Source organism: Micrococcaceae bacterium Sec5.7 (assembly GCA_039636785.1).
GTDB lineage: Bacteria > Actinomycetota > Actinomycetes > Actinomycetales > Micrococcaceae > Arthrobacter.
On record CP144169.1, the window covers coordinates 2,307,384 to 2,324,196 of the forward strand.

At 64.3% G+C, this 16,813-nt stretch carries 16 protein-coding genes; 11 read left to right on the top strand and 5 right to left on the bottom strand.

The window, feature by feature from the left end; translation table 11 throughout:
• Positions 1-3 precede the first annotated feature (3 nt).
• On the top strand, positions 4-831 hold the full coding sequence (locus V3C33_11020) for an alpha/beta fold hydrolase (protein XAS66043.1): 828 nt from the start codon (positions 4-6) through the stop codon (positions 829-831).
• A 10-nt stretch (positions 832-841) separates the two neighbouring features.
• Here V3C33_11020 and V3C33_11025 read toward each other — a convergent pair whose 3' ends face one another.
• Positions 842-1,261 (bottom strand): MarR family transcriptional regulator, encoded by a 420-nt coding sequence (locus V3C33_11025; GenBank protein XAS66044.1) that lies wholly within the window; start codon positions 1,259-1,261, stop codon positions 842-844.
• Between the two features lie 113 nt (positions 1,262-1,374).
• Between V3C33_11025 and V3C33_11030 the strand changes: the two genes are divergently transcribed.
• The gene (locus V3C33_11030) at positions 1,375-2,037 is read left to right on the top strand and encodes a phosphoribosyltransferase family protein (protein XAS66045.1); all 663 of its coding nucleotides are present in this window, start codon (positions 1,375-1,377) and stop codon (positions 2,035-2,037) included.
• 66 nt (positions 2,038-2,103) lie between these two features.
• On the opposite strand, the gene V3C33_11035 is transcribed toward V3C33_11030, so the two are convergent.
• The 3 genes from V3C33_11035 to V3C33_11045 all read right to left on the bottom strand — a co-directional run bounded on the left by V3C33_11035 (position 2,104) and on the right by V3C33_11045 (position 5,685).
• Positions 2,104-3,435, bottom strand: coding sequence for an MFS transporter (locus V3C33_11035; GenBank protein XAS66046.1), 1,332 nt, complete (start codon positions 3,433-3,435; stop codon positions 2,104-2,106).
• A gap of 171 nt (positions 3,436-3,606) precedes the next feature.
• Positions 3,607-5,061 carry a 4-hydroxyphenylacetate 3-monooxygenase, oxygenase component gene (gene hpaB, locus V3C33_11040; GenBank protein XAS66047.1) on the bottom strand — a complete coding sequence of 485 codons (1,455 nt, stop codon included), beginning with the start codon at positions 5,059-5,061 and terminating at the stop codon, positions 3,607-3,609.
• An 87-nt stretch (positions 5,062-5,148) separates the two neighbouring features.
• Positions 5,149-5,685 carry a flavin reductase family protein gene (locus V3C33_11045; GenBank protein XAS69722.1) on the bottom strand — a complete coding sequence of 179 codons (537 nt, stop codon included), beginning with the start codon at positions 5,683-5,685 and terminating at the stop codon, positions 5,149-5,151.
• 144 nt (positions 5,686-5,829) lie between these two features.
• Here V3C33_11045 and V3C33_11050 point away from each other — a divergent pair, with 144 nt between their 5' ends.
• The 9 genes from V3C33_11050 (at position 5,830) to V3C33_11090 (ending at position 15,398) form a co-directional block, all read left to right on the top strand.
• Positions 5,830-6,564, top strand: a complete 735-nt coding sequence (locus V3C33_11050; protein ID XAS66048.1) for an IclR family transcriptional regulator — start codon at positions 5,830-5,832, stop codon at positions 6,562-6,564.
• A gap of 159 nt (positions 6,565-6,723) precedes the next feature.
• Positions 6,724-8,187 (top strand): fumarylacetoacetate hydrolase family protein, encoded by a 1,464-nt coding sequence (locus V3C33_11055; GenBank protein ID XAS66049.1) that lies wholly within the window; start codon positions 6,724-6,726, stop codon positions 8,185-8,187.
• Positions 8,184-8,864, top strand: a complete 681-nt coding sequence (locus V3C33_11060) for a GntR family transcriptional regulator (protein ID XAS66050.1) — start codon at positions 8,184-8,186, stop codon at positions 8,862-8,864. Before V3C33_11055 ends, V3C33_11060 begins: the two co-directional genes overlap by 4 nt.
• Positions 8,861-9,805, top strand: a complete 945-nt coding sequence (gene dapA, locus V3C33_11065; GenBank protein ID XAS66051.1) for a 4-hydroxy-tetrahydrodipicolinate synthase — start codon at positions 8,861-8,863, stop codon at positions 9,803-9,805. The genes V3C33_11060 and dapA overlap by 4 nt, the downstream gene beginning before the upstream one ends.
• Positions 9,806-9,881: 76 nt before the next feature.
• Entirely contained in the window at positions 9,882-11,384 is a 1,503-nt protein-coding gene (hpaE, locus tag V3C33_11070) for a 5-carboxymethyl-2-hydroxymuconate semialdehyde dehydrogenase (GenBank protein XAS66052.1), read from the top strand.
• A gap of 27 nt (positions 11,385-11,411) precedes the next feature.
• Entirely contained in the window at positions 11,412-12,485 is a 1,074-nt protein-coding gene (hpaD, locus tag V3C33_11075; GenBank protein XAS66053.1) for a 3,4-dihydroxyphenylacetate 2,3-dioxygenase, read from the top strand.
• Between the two features lie 238 nt (positions 12,486-12,723).
• Entirely contained in the window at positions 12,724-13,626 is a 903-nt protein-coding gene (locus V3C33_11080; GenBank protein XAS66054.1) for an ABC transporter substrate-binding protein, read from the top strand.
• A 6-nt stretch (positions 13,627-13,632) separates the two neighbouring features.
• A complete protein-coding gene (locus tag V3C33_11085; protein ID XAS66055.1) occupies positions 13,633-14,634 on the top strand; it encodes an amino acid ABC transporter permease in 1,002 nt (333 codons plus the stop codon).
• Entirely contained in the window at positions 14,631-15,398 is a 768-nt protein-coding gene (locus tag V3C33_11090; protein ID XAS66056.1) for an amino acid ABC transporter ATP-binding protein, read from the top strand. Before V3C33_11085 ends, V3C33_11090 begins: the two co-directional genes overlap by 4 nt.
• Before the next feature lie 63 nt (positions 15,399-15,461).
• Here the strand turns inward: V3C33_11090 and V3C33_11095 are convergent, their stop codons facing one another.
• Positions 15,462-16,796: an MFS transporter gene (locus V3C33_11095; protein XAS69723.1), complete on the bottom strand. Its 1,335-nt coding sequence runs from the start codon at positions 16,794-16,796 to the stop codon at positions 15,462-15,464.
• Positions 16,797-16,813: the final 17 nt, after the last annotated feature.

Sequence of the window (16,813 nt, forward strand, 5' to 3'; positions counted from 1 at the left end):
ACCATGAGCGGCAGGCACACCGGCGAGCAGCATTCCCATACAGTGGAAGGCACAGACCCCCAGCTGTATGTAGAGGTGCATGAGCCAGCAGCCGATGCAGGCCTGCGGCCCATCCTGCTGATCCATGGATTTTCCTCTTCCACCCGGCTGAACTGGGAGGAGACCGGCTGGCTGACCGCCCTGCTCGAGGCCGGACGCCGGGTCATTACCGTGGATCTGCCCGGCCACGGCCGGAGCGGCGCCCCGGAGGACCTGGACTCCTACGCGCCCAGCCGGATCCGTGCGGATCTCCTGCAGATAGCGTTCGACGCCGGTGTGCGGCCGGTGCGCGACGGTGACCCTTCCAGCGGGCTGGATGTGATCGGCTATTCGCTGGGCTCACGGCTCGCCTGGGAGTTCGGCGCCACGCAGCCGGAGCTGGTGCACCGGCTGGTCCTCGGCGGCCCGAACACCGCCGATCCGCTGGCTGCCTTCGATCTGGTGGCCGCCCAGCGTCATTTGGCTGATGGCACGCCGATTCCCGACGAATCAACGGCGGGGCTGCTCAAAATGGCCCAGCTGCTGCCCAGCAACAACATATTCGCGCTGCTGTCCCTGATCGAGGCCATCAAGGGCGAGCCCTTCGATCCGGCCGAAGCCGTCCCGCATATGCCCATGCTGCTCGTGGCCGGCGAGAACGACGACCGTGCGGCTTCCATGCCGGAACTTGCCGCACTGGGCGCCAAAGCCGGTTCCATGGTGGAGCAGCTGGTGTTGCCCGCCCGTAGCCATACAAACGCCGTCACCAGCCGGGCATTCAAACAGGGCGCAATCGCATTCCTGGGCAGCTGAGTCAGCCCCGTTATAGTCGCTCGGCGTTGCCACACATGCGTTCCAGGACACTGACAGCCATGGCGTACTCATCCATGCCAATGCCCGCCGTCAGGTCCCGCCGGCTCTCGTCCACCAGGCTTTGAGCCTCGGCGTGCCGGGCCCTGCCGAGATCGCTCAAGGCAAGCTGTCCGTCCACCAGGATCATCAGGCCCCTGCCCACCAGCGCAGCCATTTCACGCTCCTGGGAATCGCCGCCGTCGGCCCTCCAGAACGGATGCAACACCTCGCTGAGGTGGTCCGGGCTAATGGAACCGGCTGCTAGCGTGTTGACGATCTGCCATTGCCGGCGGGTCAGCTTCAGGTGCGCAAGGGTGGCATCGAGATGGTTCTCCAATGCGCCGTCCAGCCGCTTGAGCCAGTATCCGATGGGCCTGTTCACATTGCCCATGGTGTCAGGGAGCAACAGGCCCGGCAAGTCCCTGTTCGTGGCCCGTTCCCTGCTGCCCGGGCTCTGGCCGGGCGGTAGGCTGGGATTACGGGGACACACCGCGAAAGGGAACCATGAGCATGCGTTTTGACGACCGCGGAGACGCGGGCAGACGGCTCGCCACGGCACTTCCGCAGTTCCGCGAACGGCCGGACACTCTTGTGCTGGGCCTAGCCCGCGGCGGCGTTCCCGTGGCTGCTGCGGCCGCCGCCGCACTGCACCTGCCGTTCGGCGCCGTTCTGGTGCGGAAGCTCGGCATTCCCGGTCACGATGAAACGGCCTACGGTGCTCTGGCCTGGTCCGATGGCAGGATTGTGCGGATGCTCAACAGGCCGTTGATGGCCAGGGTCCTGGAGCACGGCGTCCGTCAGGAATGGCTTGACCAGGTGGAAATCCGAGAGCGCGAAGAACTGCTTCGGCGGGCCCAAAGCTACCCCGGCATCAGCCACGACCTGAGCGGCAAGACCGTATTGCTGGTGGATGATGGCCTCGCCACCGGAGCCACCATGCGGGCAGCGGTCGAGGCCGTGCGTGCGGGAGGGGCCGCTACCGTTGTGGCCGCAGCGCCTGTGGGCTCGCTGGACGCCGAAAAGTCCATCGCCAGGGTCAGCGACTCCATCCTGTGCCTGCACCTCCCCGGCAAGTTCCGGGCCGTGGGCAGCTTCTACCGGCATTTCGAACAGCTGACCGACGAAGAAACCATCGGGCTCCTGCATGGTCAGGACAGCCCAGGCTGAAAAACAAAGGTGCGGGCACGGACCCCCAAGGGTCCGCGCCCGCGCGTTTTAGCTGAGTGTGTGCAGCTAGTGCTTGCTCACACCCAGCGGCCGGCCCTTGGTTTCCTTGGCCAGCAGCACGCCTACTGCGGAAATGACGCACAGGATCATGATGTAGATGCCGATCGAACCGGTCCACTTGGTGCTCTGGAGGAGCACTTCCGCGATGGTTGCCGCGAAGGCTCCGCCCAGGATTGCACCAAAGGCATAACCGATTGAGATGCCCGAGTACCGGACGTTCGCCGGGAACATCTCGGCGTACATGGCGGACATCGGGCCATAGGACAGTCCCAGGCCGATCGTCAGGACGAACAGCGCGACGCCATAAAGCCAGATGTCCTTGGTATCGATGAGCGCGAACATCGGAATCATCCAGACGAAGACGATCCCATAACCGATAAGGAAGGTCTTGACCCTGCCGATCTTGTCGGAGAGCCAGCCGCCCACAAGCGTGAAGATCAGCCAGCCGAAGGATGCCAGGGTGGTGGCGAGCAGAATCTGCGGGACGGGCATCTTCAGTGACTTGGTGGCGTAGGAGATGAAGAACGCGATCAGCAAGTACCCGGCGGCATTGTTTCCGATGAAGATCATGGTGGAGTAGAGCACTGACTTCTTGTGGCGGCGGAGGAGCTCGCCCAGGGGCGCCTTGCTCTCTTCCTTGCGCGCGGTCATCTCCTTGAAAACCGGGCTCTCAGCCACGGCCCGCCGGATCAGATAGCCCACCACGATCAGCACGATGGACAGCAGGAACGGAACACGCCAGCCCCAGCTTGCGAAGTCCTCCTTGGACATTCCCGTGTTGAGGAAGTAGAGCAGCCCCGTGGCCAGGATCATGCCTACCGGGACACCGATCTGCGGGTAGGCGCCGAAGAGGCCACGCTTGCTCTTGGGCGCATGCTCCACTGCCATCAGCGCGGCCCCGCCCCACTCGCCGCCGGCCGAGAAGCCCTGGATCACGCGGAGGGTGATCAGCAGGATGGGAGCCAGTACGCCGATTTCGTTGTACGTGGGCAGCATGCCGATCAGTGCCGTCGCGGCTCCCATCATGATGAGCGTGAACACAAGCATGGCCTTGCGTCCGAGCCTGTCGCCGAGGTGTCCGGCAACAATCGCGCCGAGCGGGCGGAAGAGGAAGCTGATACCGATCAGGGCGAAGGACAGAATCTGCGCAAGCCCCGGATTTGACGCCTGCAGCGGAGTGAGGAACAGCGGCGACAGCAGCGTTGCCGTGAGCTGGGCGAAGATGAAGAAGTCGTACCACTCGATGGTGGTGCCGACCAGCGTCCCGGCGAGGACTTTCCGTTCCTCATGTTTGCTGCTGGGGCCCGCCTCTGAATCGACGGAGGAAGCTGCGGTCATTGAAACTCCATTGTTCTGGGCAGCGGAACTGCCACTAAGGGCGCCTTCTAAATTACTGACAGAACGGTCAGTTAGTTAGCAGAATACTACGAAAACGTGACAAGGGACACGTTCTTTCGAAAAAGACGTGCCCCCGGTGACCGGAAACAGGTCCGGATCAGTCTTGGCGTGTCAGTCCTCGCGGGCCAGGAATTCCCGGACCCGCGCCCGGACCGGCTCGCGGTCATAGCTGTTGACCATCGCACCCGCCATCCTCACCGGGTCGCCGAAGAAGAAGTATTCGTAGAGCGACTGGCGGCCGGAGAACCCGGAGATTGAGGCGTCGAAGGCCAGCTTGAACAGCCGCACACGTTCGGGTCCCGTGAGCGTTTTACCCTGCAGGTACAGCTCGATGTCCGCCCGGGCATCGCTGTTCACATCTGCCTCGCCGGGCAGGGCCATCAGCCCGGAGGCCGAGAACTTGCGGATGATCTGCGGGAACCGCTGGGCGATCTTCGGGTACCAGTTGCGGGCCGCATTCAGGGTGGTCCACTTGGGCAGCATGACGCCGGCTTCGTTGAGTTCGGCATCCGCCTCCGACGCCCGGACGAGCGCCTTGCCGATTTCGACGTCGACAATCAGCTCCGCGATGTCCTCCTGGATGTGCTGAAAGCCGTCAATGCCGATCGAAGCAGCCAGTTCCGAGGCCAGGCCCAGGAAGAATTCGCTCTTGGCGATGGTGCGGGTGACCACCTGGTGCGTCATCAGTGCCCCGGCGCCGGTCTCGGCGTAGAAACCGTTGCACAGCTGAGGGTTGCCCAGCATGAAGATGCGCTCGCTCGGGACAAAAACGTTGTCGAAGATGGCGACGGCGTCCATTTCCTCATAGCGCGAGGCGAGCGGCTCGTCGTGGGTTCCTCCCCCGTTGTACAGGGAAGTACGGCAGAGGTAGCGAAGGCCGGGTGCATCGTTGGGAATGGCGAAGGCGTAGGAGTAAGGGGCATCCTCCGGGGTGCCGCGGAGCACCGTCGAGGGGAACACCAGCAGCTCGTCGGCAATCGGAGCAATGGTTGCCAGCATTCGCGCGCCGTGGATGACGATGCCGTCCTCACGTTCCTCGACGATGCGGGCGGAGAGCTGGCCGCCCAGCTGCTCGGAGCCGGATACCGAGCGGTTGACCTGCGGCGGGATCAGCGTGTGAGTTGCCAGCACATCGTTCTCGCGGGCCCACTCGTAGTACTTGCGGATGTTCTCGCCGAATTTGGGATCGGCCTGGGAGAACCATTTTTCCGCCGTACTGAGCGCGGTGAGCGAGGAGTTCATATAGTCACCGGAGCGGCCCAGGAAACCATTGGACTGCTCCGCCCAGGTGGAAATCGCGGCACGACGGCGCTCAAGGTCCCCGATGGTTTTCGGCACCAGAAAGGAGGCGTTGACCAAGTCCCCGGTGGTCGGCGAGGTGTACGTCAGGGCGTCCTGATATTTGGGGTCGTGCTGCATGTCGAAGAGCTTGGCATAGGAACGGGCCACGTTGCGGAAGGCGGGATGCTCCGCGATCTTGTCGCTGACAACCTCGCCGTCAATGACGACGTGCGGCCTCATGCCATTGAGCTTGTCAAGGTACTGCTGTCCGGTACGGATACCCATTGTTATTCTCCAGTCATCGTTGAACTGTGGTTATTTCCGGTCTGCCGGCACTGCCTGCCGGTGGCAGGGCTGATGCAGGGCCTAAAGCTAGAGGAGGTCTTCCATCCCCAGCAGACTCTCGGGGATGGTGGTGAAGCGGCTGTTGGCAAAGGCGAGGGCGTCACCGTTTCGGTAGTTGAAATCCGCCACCTCACCGAGGTACAGGGTGTGATCCCCACCGTCATATGCAGCCCAGGGCCTGCACTCGAAGTAGGCAAGGACGTTGGAGAGCCTGGGTGCCGTGCCGCCTTCCACCCACAGTGGCTCCGGCCCGGGCCTGCCGGCAAAGTGCATGGCCAGCTGCTGCTGCTCGGCGCCCAGGATATTCACCGTAAACGGACGGCCGGCAAGTTCGTCATGCGCTTTGGTACTCCGCGCGATGCTGACCAGCACCAGCGGCGGCTCCATGGAGACTGAAGTGAAGGAGTTCACGGTAATGCCGTGACGCTTGGTGACGCCGTCGAACGTGACGATCGCGACACCTGTGGCGAACTTGCCGAGGCTTCCGCGGAAATGGTGGGCTCCGGGGGTCGACGTCCTACGGGACTGTTGGGGGTCCGGTTGGATCCGGGGTTTAGCAATCATCATTGATCCCTGAAATCTAGTGTATTTTCGCATTCAGAGTTCTATAGTTGAATACGTAATTCTTATATAGAACGCTAGTCGAACGTGAGCCGCAACACAAGACCCGCCGGGAACTCCTCCGCGGCGCCCGCCTAGGATGGATCCATGAACCCCACCGCCGGAAGCAACACGGAAGCCGCACCAGCCCAGGCCTCGCCGTCGCAGACGCTCTCCCGTGGCATCCGGGCGCTGGAAATCCTTGCCGAGGCGCAACACCCGCTCACCATTGCCGAGCTTGCCGATGCGCTGGGTGTCCATCGCTCGGTGGCGTACCGGATCCTGCGCACTCTGGAGGACCATGCACTGCTGGTCCGTGATGACGCCGGACGCGTGCAGCCCGGGCCTGGCCTCGCCGTGCTGGCCAGGGGAGTGTCCCGCAATCTCCAGACGGCAGCCCTCCCCGAGCTGACGCAGCTTGCCAACACCCTGAACATGACGGCATTTGTGGCGGTCTGGGACCACCAGGACTGCATCACGCTGGTGACGGTGGAACCTCGGCACTCCGGGGCAACGGTGGCCCAGCACCCCGGCACGCGCCATCCCATCAACGCCGGCGCGCCCGGGATCGCAATCCAGTCGGCACTGAGCGAATCCGAGTGGAACGCCCTGGTTCCCGGCGTCTCGTACCGGCCGGAAGCCGCCCAGGCGCGCCGCAGGGGTTTTGCGGCCAGCCACGACGAAGTCATCCCCGGATTGTCCTCACTGGCTGCACCGGTCCGGGTGCCGGGCGGACGGCCGGCGGCGCTCGCCGTCGTCTACATCCGGTCGGCGCAGGATCCGGAGGAAATGGGGGCGGTGCTGGCGGCGAGCGCAGCCCGGATCGAAAGCCAGCTGGCGTAGCGTCCATTGCCTGACCTGATTCGCCTTTTCCGGCCCGACTTCCAGTCACCAGCCTGACGGACCTCGCCTGCCAGGCCCGGCCATGCAGGCCTTGACAAAACGGCGGGACTCCGGCAGCTTGTATCGTATACGATTTCATACTCGATGAGGAGGATGCGGATGAACGGGCTCTCAAGCGAGGCCATTGCCGCCACAGGCAAGGTTATCGCGGTGCACATCAACTACCCCAGCCGGGCAGCGCAACGCGGCCGCACACCGGAGCAGCCGTCCTATTTCCTCAAGCCCTCATCGTCGCTAAGCCTCTCCGGCGGCACCGTTGAGCGCCCGTTCGGATGCGAGCTCCTGGGCTTCGAGGGCGAAGTTGCCCTGATCATCGGCACGGCAGCCCGGCGCGTCAGTGTGGAAGATGCCTGGAGCCACGTCGGTTTTGTGACTGCTTCCAACGATCTGGGCGTCTATGACCTCCGGTACGCAGACAAGGGGTCCAACCTCCGGTCCAAGGGCGGCGACGGCTTTACACCCGTGGGCCCCGGCCTCATTCCGGCACAGGACGCTGACCCCGCTCGCCTCCGGGTGCGGACCTGGCTCAACGGCGAACTGGTCCAGGAAGACACCACAGGGACGCTGCTGTTCCCGTTCGCCCGGCTTGTGGCGGATCTTTCCCAGCTCCTCACACTGGAACCAGGCGACATCATCCTCACCGGAACTCCGGCAGGGGCTTCAGTAGCCCAACCGGGCGACCTGATGGAGATCGAAGTGGATGATCCGGCGTCGGGCATCACCTCCGGCAAACTGGCCACAACCGTCACCGAAGGTACGGCGCCGCTTGCAGACTTTGGTGCGCAACCGCGGACCGACGACGTCCAGCGTGCCGAAGCCTACGGTGCGCCGCCACCGCCCGCCACGCCGCCAAACCCGGCTCTCTCCCCCGGGCTCAGGACCAAACTGGAGTCAGTGGCCACCGCAACGCTCAGTGCGCAGCTGCGCAAACGCGGGCTCAACAACGTCAGCATTGACGGGCTTCAGTCCACCCGGCCGGACCGCAAGGTGGTGGGCACTGCCCGCACGCTCCGGTACGTGCCCAACCGTGAAGACCTGTTCAAAACCCACGGCGGGGGCTTCAACGCACAGAAGCGCGCCATCGATTCGCTCAACGAAGGCGAAATCCTGGTGATGGAAGCGCGCGGTGAAAAAGGCACCGGAACGGTCGGAGACATCCTGGCGCTCCGGGCTCAGGTCAACGGGGCGGCGGCGATCATTACCGACGGCGGCGTCCGCGACGTCACGGCCGTGGGGGCTCTCGAACTGCCCACGTACTTCGCCAACGCCCACCCGGCGGTCCTTGGCCGCCGCCATATCCCCTGGGACGTGGATCTGACCATTTCCTGCGGCGGCGCCACCGTCCAGCCCGGCGACATCATTGTTGCCGATGCCGACGGCATCCTGGTCATCCCGCCGGCTCTGGCGGAGGAAGTAGCAGACGGCGCCATCAGCCAGGAGGCGGAGGAAACCTACATCGCCGAAATGGTGGGGGCCGGGCACAGCGTGGACGGCCTCTACCCCATGAACGCCGAGTGGCAGGCGAAGTACAAGAAGTGGGCAGCGGAACAGGACGCCCCGTGACCATCCAGGCTGCGGCCAGCAAGTCAGAACAGGCATATGCCGCTATCAAGAGCAGCATTCTCAGCGGCGAGTACTCCCCCGGCTACCGGCTGGTGCTGGCGAAACTTGCCGAAGACCTGGGCGTCAGCGTGGTCCCTGTCCGCGAGGCCATCCGCCGTCTGGAGGCCGAACGGTTTGTGGTGTTTGAGCGCAATGTCGGCGCCACCGTTGCCGGCATTGAGCCCACAGAATACCTGCATACGATGCAGACCCTGAGCATCGTGGAGGGTGCAGCCACGGCCCTGTCGGCGCCCCTGATCTCGCCGGCTGACATCGCCCGCGCCCGTGCCGTCAATGCCCTGATGCGCGAGAGCCTGGACAACTTCGATCCCGTGACGTTCACCAGACTGAACCTGGACTTCCACAGCATCTTGTTTGAAAACTGCCCGAACCCGCACATCCTCGATCTGGTGCACCGCGGCTGGAACCGGCTGCAGGCGCTGCGGTCCTCAACTTTCAGCTACGTTCCGGGCCGTGCCCGTGAGTCAGTGGCGGAACATGAGGCGCTGCTGCTACTGCTGGAAAGCAGGACCCCGGCCGAGGAAGTCGAACGCGCCGCACGGGCCCACCGTACCGCCACCCTTGACGCCTATCTTGCCCACTCCCGGACCACCCCGAGCGATAAGGAAAAACAATGAAGTTCCGTTCCGATCCGCAGCAGCACCTCAAGGGCTCGCTGGCCGCCATGTTCACACCGTTCACGGATAGCGGCGACGTGGACCACACCAGCCTCCGCAACATGGTGGAGTGGCAGATCGCCAGCGGCTCCGCGGGCATCACTATCGGTGGCTCCACCGGCGAACCGAGCGCCCAGTCAGTGGAGGAGCGGGCCGCGGCCATCAAGGTGGCGGCCGAGGCAATCGGCGACCGCGTGCCGTTCATGGCGGGCACCGGCACCGCCAAACTCGGCGAAACGTTGGAACTGACGCAGGCCGCCGTCGACGCCGGCGCGGACGCCTCCATGATCATCACGCCGTACTACTCCCGGCCCACCCAGGAAGCCCTCTACCAGTGGTATGCCACCATCGCGAGAGAATTCCCGGACATGCCGTTCGTCATCTACAACGTGCCCTCCCGCACGGCCGTGGACATGGCCCCGGAGACTGTGGCACGGCTCTTCCACGATTTCGAAAACATCGTGGGCATCAAGGAGACCACCAAGGACTTCGAGCACTTCTCCCGCGTGATGCACCTGTCGGGCAAGGAGCTGCTGGTGTGGTCCGGCATCGAGCTGCTGTGCCTGCCCCTGATGGCGATCGGCGGCGTCGGATTCATCTCAGCGCTGGCCAATATTGCGCCGAGGGCCTCCGCGGACATGTATAACGCCTGGATGGCCGGCGACTTCGAAACCGCCCGGGAAATCCACTACGGCGTACACCCGCTGGTGGACCTCCTGTTCGTTGAGACCAACCCGGCACCCGGCAAATGGCTGATGGCGCAGGCAGGTCTGATTGCTTCGGACCACGTGCGCCCGCCGCTGATCACGCCCACCGACGCCGGGCTGGCGAAGATCAGGGAACTCAGCTACGCCGGCCGGAAGTACCTCACGCCGGTGGACGGCTTCCGCCTCAGCACATGACCGCCCCGCCGCTCTAAGCCGATCAGGCCGCAGACGAGCCCGCAAACCAGGCCGCAGAACTTTAAGGACCATCCACATGGCTGAGCACTACGTCCCCCAGGACCTTCCCACCCACATCCAGCACTACATCAACGGCGAGTTCGTTGACTCCGTCGGCGGTCAGACATTTGACGTCCTTGACCCGGTGTCGAATGAAAACTATGCCACTGCCGCAGCCGGCCAGAAGGCCGATATCGACCGTGCCGTCGCCGCCGCCCGCGAGGCTTTCGCCAACGGGCCCTGGCCCCGGATGAAACCCCGTGAGCGCGCCCGGATCCTTAACCGGATTGCCGACGCCGTGGAGGCACAGGAGGAGCGGCTCGCCGAACTCGAGACGTTCGACACCGGCCTGCCCATCACCCAGGCCAAAGGCCAGGCGCTCCGTGCCGCAGAGAACTTCCGCTTCTTCGCCGACCTTATCGTTGCCCAGTTCGACGACGCCATGAAGGTCCCGGGCGCACAGATCAACTATGTGAACCGCAAGCCGATCGGCGTCGCCGGCCTGATCACGCCGTGGAACACGCCGTTCATGCTCGAGTCCTGGAAGCTGGCACCGGCCCTGGCCACCGGCAACTGCGTCGTGCTCAAGCCTGCCGAATTCACTCCCCTGTCCGCATCACTTTGGGCCACCATCTTCAAGGACGCCGGGCTGCCCGACGGCGTCTTCAACCTGGTCAACGGCCTCGGCGAGGAAGCCGGCGACGCACTGGTCAAGCACCCGGACGTGCCGCTGATCTCCTTCACGGGTGAAACCACCACCGGCAAGACGATCTTCCGGAACGCCGCGGAGCACCTCAAGGGACTCTCCATGGAACTCGGTGGTAAAAGCCCGGCCATCATCTTTGATGACGCCGATCTTGACGCGGCGATCGACTCCACCCTGTTCGGGGTCTTTTCCCTCAACGGCGAGCGCTGCACCGCGGGCTCCCGCATCCTGGTCCAGCGCGGTGTGTATGACGAATTCTGCGAAAAGTATGCTGCCCGGGCCACGAACATTGTGGTGGGCGACCCCCATGATCCGGCTACCGAAGTCGGCGCATTGGTGCACCCGGAACACTTCGCGAAGGTGGCCTCCTACGTGGAGATCGGCAAGGGCGAGGGGCGCCTGCTGGCTGGCGGCGGGCGGCCGGCGGGCCTCGAAACGGGAAACTACATCGCGCCCACTGTTTTCGCGGATGTGAAGCCGGACGCCCGGATCTTTCAGGAGGAGATCTTCGGGCCGGTGGTGGCCATCACCCCGTTCGACACCTGGCAGGAAGCCCTCGCGCTGGCCAACAACACCAGATACGGCCTGGCCGCCTACCTGTGGACCAATGATCTCCAAGGCGCCCACAACTTCGCCCAGAGCATCGAGGCCGGCATGGTGTGGCTCAACAGCCACAACGTCCGTGACCTGCGCACACCGTTCGGCGGTGTTAAAGCCTCGGGCCTGGGCCACGAAGGCGGTTACCGCTCCATCGATTTCTATACGGACCAGCAGGCCGTCCACATCACCCTGGGCGCAGTCCATACACCCAAATTCGGCGCAACCGCCAAGTAAACCCAGCCGCTTAACGAGGAACCAGCCATGAGCAACGAAGTACCCACCCCCACCGCACCGGCGCCGGACATTGTCCGCTGCGCATACATGGACCTGGTGGTCACCGATCTGGCAAAGTCGCGCGCCTTCTACGTTAACCTGTTGGGGCTGCACGTCACGCATGAGGACGGGACCGCAATCTATTTGCGGTCTTTCGAGGAGTTCATCCACCACAACCTGGTGCTGCGAAAGGGCCCGGTGGCGGCTGCTGCGGCCTTCGCCTACCGGGTCCGCACTCCCGAGGACGTGGACAAGGCGGAGACCTACTACCAGGAACTCGGCTGCCGCACGGAGCGCCGCAAAGACGGTTTCGCCCGGGGCATCGGGGATTCCGTCCGGGTGGAGGATCCGCTGGGCTTCCCCTACGAGTTCTTCTACGAGGTGGAGCATGTGGAACGCCTCACGCAGCGCTATGACCTCTACAGTGCCGGTGAACTGGTCCGGCTGGACCACTTCAACCAGGTCACGCCCGACGTTCCACGCGGCCGGAAGTACTTGGAGGATCTGGGCTTCCGTGTCTCTGAGGACATCAAGGATTCCGACGGTGTGACGTACGCGGCATGGATGCACCGCAAGCAGACGGTGCATGACACCGCGCTGACCGGTGGGGACGGGCCGCGGATGCACCACATTGCCTTCTCGACCCACGAGAAGCACAACATCATCCAGATCTGCGACAAGATGGGCGCCCTGCGCATCTCGGACCGGATCGAACGCGGTCCCGGCCGCCACGGTGTGTCCAACGCCTTCTACCTTTACATTCTGGACCCCGACGGGCACCGGATCGAGATCTACACGCAGGACTACTACACAGGCGACCCGGACAACCCCACCGTGACCTGGGACGTGCACGACAACCAGCGCCGCGACTGGTGGGGCAACCCCGTTGTGCCGAGCTGGTACACCGATGCGTCCCTGGTCCTGGACCTGGATGGGAACCCGCAGCCGGTCACCGCGCGCACGGAGAGCAGCGAAATGGCTGTGACAGTGGGCGCCGACGGTTTCTCCTACACGAAGGGCCCTGGCGAGGAACGCGGCTTCAAGGTGGGCACGCAGCTCTAGCAACGACGCGGGAGGGCCGACGGCGTCGTGGCGCCTTTGCCGCCCGGCCCCGGCGTACGATGGCGGTGGCGGGCGTCACAACCAGCGCCGGGCTCAAGGCCAGAGGACCGGAGGTCATCCGCCGCCATTTTCCGGGACCCGGCCGTGGCACTCTGCCGCGGCCGCCGGTCCAACCATGTGGTTCCAGTTCATGGGTTTCACTGACGAAGCAGCACCTCCGACAACACGAAGGAAAACCATGCGCGCCCGCTACGCACTTCCCGCCCTCACCGCAGCCGCTGCACTGATGCTCACCGGGTGTGTGGACAACAGCGCCCCTCCGGCCGCCAGCGGCGCCGCCAATCCGGCGGACACCGTGACGGTGCAGAAGGACGAAGCGATCGCTGCCCTGCTGCCGGAGAAGATGAAATCCGCCGGCGTCCTCAACGTGGGCATGGCCAACAACTACCCTCCCAACGAATTCAAGGATGGCGATGGCAAGCCGGCCGGCTGGTCGGTGGATCTCACCAACGCCCTCGGGCAGAAGCTGGGGCTGAAGGTCAACTTCGACATCGGCACCTTCGACAACATCCTGCCCGCCATCAAGGCCGGCAAGGACCACATGGGTATGTCCTCCTTCACCGACACCCCGGAGCGCGAGAAGCAGACAGACTTCATCAACTACTTCTCCGCAGGCATCCAATGGGCCTCCGCCAAGGGCAAGACCGTTGATCCGGACAACGCCTGCGGGCTCAAGGTTGCGGTGCAGGCCACCACCTACGAGGACACCCATGAGGTTCCGGCCAAGTCAAAGGCCTGCACCGATGCCGGAAAGCCGGCCATCACCATCTTCAAGTACGACGCCCAGGACCAGGCCACCAACGCCCTGGCCGTGGGACAGGTGGAGGCGATGAGCGCCGACTCGCCGGTGACCCTGTATGCGATCTCGCAGACCAAGGACAAGCTGCAGACAGCCGGGGATGCTTTTGAAGTGGCGCCATACGGAATACCTGTGGCCAAGGACAGCGAATTCGCGCCCGTGCTTCAGCAGGCATTGCAGGCACTGATCGACGACGGCAGCTACACCAAAATCCTCACCAAGTGGGGCGTCCAGAGCGGCGGCGTCAAAACAGCCGCCCTCAACGTCGCCGCCAAAGGGTAGCCGGCCATGAACCCTTCTGACGGCGGCACCGCAGCAGCAACGAGATCCGGGCAGCTCGGCGGTGATCACGAAGGGGAGGCCATCAAGGCCATCCCGCTGCGACACCCCTGGCGGTCGCTGACGGCCGTGTTTCTGGTGCTCGCCCTGGCAATCTTTATTCTCGATGCCGCCCAGCGCGAGGACTACGGCTGGGCGGACGTGGGCAAGTACATCTTTGACCGCCGGATCAGCGAGGCGGCGCTTGTCACCCTGCAGCTGACAGTCTATTCAATGGTGATCGCCATTGTCCTGGGACTCCTGCTCGCCCTGATGCGGCTGTCTCCGAACCCCGTGGTAAAGAGCGTCGCGTGGCTCTACCTTTGGATCTTCCGAGGTACCCCGGTCTACGTGCAGCTGGTGTTCTGGGGGATTGTCTCCCTGATTTACCCAGTGTTCACCGTGGGAATTCCCTTTATGGAACCGTGGCTGACCGTACCCAACGGCATCTTCACCAACCTCTTCATCACCGCAGTGGTGGGGCTGGCACTCAATGAAGCGGCTTACATGTCAGAGATTGTGCGCGCCGGGCTCCTCTCCGTGGACGAGGGCCAGGAGGAGGCCTCCCGGGCACTGGCCATGTCCTGGGGCCAGACCATGCGTGTTGTTGTGGTCCCGCAGGCCATGAAGATCATCATCCCGCCCACCGGCAACGAGGTCATCTCGATGCTGAAAACCACGTCCCTCGTGGCCGCGATCCCCCTGAGCATCGACTTGTACGGCGTGTCACGGGGCATCTCCGCGGTGACCTTCACCCCGGTGCCGCTCCTGATAGTGGCCTCCATCTGGTACCTGCTCTTTACCTCGGTGCTGATGGTGGGCCAGCACTTCATCGAAAAGCGCTTCTCCCGCGGAACCGGGCGTCGCAAGACAGACCGGCCGACAGCGGCTGGCGATCCGGCGACGGCCACACCCGCCGCGGCTGTTCCCGGCAGCGCCCGGCCCGGCAACGACGCAGGAGGCAAGGGATGACAGGCATGCCGATGGTGCACGCGGACCGTGTGTCAAAGAGTTTCGGAACCAACAAGGTGCTGCGCAGCATCAGCCTGACGGTCAATGCCGGCGAGGTGCTGTGCATCGTGGGTCCCAGCGGCTCCGGCAAATCAACGTTCCTGCGCTGTATCAATCACCTGGAACGGGTGGACGCCGGCAGGCTCTCAGTGGAGGGCCAGCTGGTGGGGTACCGGCAGAAGGGAGACAAGCTCTACGAACTCAAGCCGAAGGAGGCGGCGTTCCAGCGCCGCGAGATCGGCATGGTCTTCCAGCGTTTTAACCTGTTTCCGCACCTCACAGCGGTGGAAAACATCATCCAGGCGCCGATGAACGTCAAAGGCATCTCCAAGTCCGCGGCCACGGCACGCGCCATGGACCTTCTGAAACGTGTGGGCCTGGGCGACAAGGGCGACTACTACCCGGCCCATCTCTCCGGCGGCCAGCAACAGCGTGTTGCGATTGCCCGCGCATTGGCCATGGACCCGAAGCTGATGCTGTTCGACGAGCCCACCAGCGCGCTGGACCCGGAGCTGGTGGGCGAGGTCCTGGATGTGATGAAGGAACTGGCCGCCAGCGGCATGACCATGATCGTTGTGACGCATGAGATGGGATTCGCGCGCGAAGTGGCCGATTCCCTGGTCTTTATGGACGACGGCGTGGTGGTGGAGTCCGGCGATCCGCGTCAGGTGCTCACCGACCCGCAGCATGAACGGACCCGGGCATTCCTCTCGAAGGTGCTCTAGAGGTTCAGTCCCCAACTGGGTAGCAGCACACGCTGTTTTGAGCGCCCAAAACAGCGTTATCTGCTACTCAGTTGGGCTTTCAACCACAGGGATTCGCTTTTTCTGACGGACGACGACGGCGGCAGCCGCACCGAGCAGGAACAGTGCCGCTGCTGAGCAAACGGGAACGACAAAAGCGGCCGAATAGCCCTGGCTTTGGGCCAGTTGTCCCGCGATGGACGAACCGATGGCCGTGCCTGCGACGATGCCACTGGCCAGCGCTGTCATCACCGTTCCGAGCCGTCCGGCAGGCGCAACGAGGCCGCCGATCGCAAAGACCGTCACCATTACGGGCCCAACCGGCAACCCCAGGACAAGCAGCACCAGCACCATGGTCCACTCCGATGAGGGCAGGAGCAACAGGATCGACAACCCCGTCATCAGCCCCGCACTCACCAGCCAGCGGGACGTCACGGCGAACGTCTGCGGCCAATACGCCACGGACAATGCGGCCCCGGCGGAGCTCAGGCCCATCACCGCATACAGCAGGCCCGCAATTTCGGAGCCGGTAAAGCCGGCGGAGAAGGAGCTGAGGGCCGTCTGCGTGGAACCGAAGAATGTTCCCATGCAGACCATCGCCAGGACTGGCAGCGCAACCGCTGCCGACAACCTTGCCCGCCGCCGCAGCCGGGTACCGGGCCCGTCCCCCAGATTAGCTCTGACGGATGAACTGCGGGCCGCGCGTCGCGGAACGGCCAGCTGGGTGCGGTGGACAGCAAAAGCCGGGACCAGAGTGATGGTTAATGCCGCCGCGAGAGCCAGTGGAAGCCACGGCGCCACGAGGCTGGCAAGGATTCCCACCAGCGCGGGGCCAAGGACAAACGTGAGTTCGTCGGCTGTGCCTTCGTAGGACAAAGCGGTATCGAGATCAGTGGCGTTCTCTGCCCGGCTGCCCTTGGAGGTCAGCGCCATCCACCGCACGCGGGCCAGCGGACCCACCTGGGGGCAGCTGGCTCCGGCGATTAAGGAAGCCGCGAACACGGGGGCGGCAGTTCCGAACTGAACCACACCGGGTATCGAATAGGCCGCCAAGATAAGGGCAAGAACCGCGATGGAGTTGAGGACCGCGGCCACCAACAGGACGGAACGCTGGCCGAGCCGGTCGGCGAGTGCACCCAGCACCGGCGCGCCTAAGGCGGAGCCGATGCCGACGGCGCCGGCAGCGGTACCACCGATCGCGTATGAACCGCTGGCCGAGGTGATGAGCGTCAGCGCGCCCACCGTGAGCATGGCCAACGGCAGCCTGGCAAACAGGCCGAGTGGGATGAACCCCGTGCCGGCCAGGAGCGGAAGCCTGCCGAAACGGCCGCGCTGGCTGGAAACCGCAGGGGCGCCGGCACAAGGTGTCGCAGCGGACACCGCAGGATCGGCTTCGG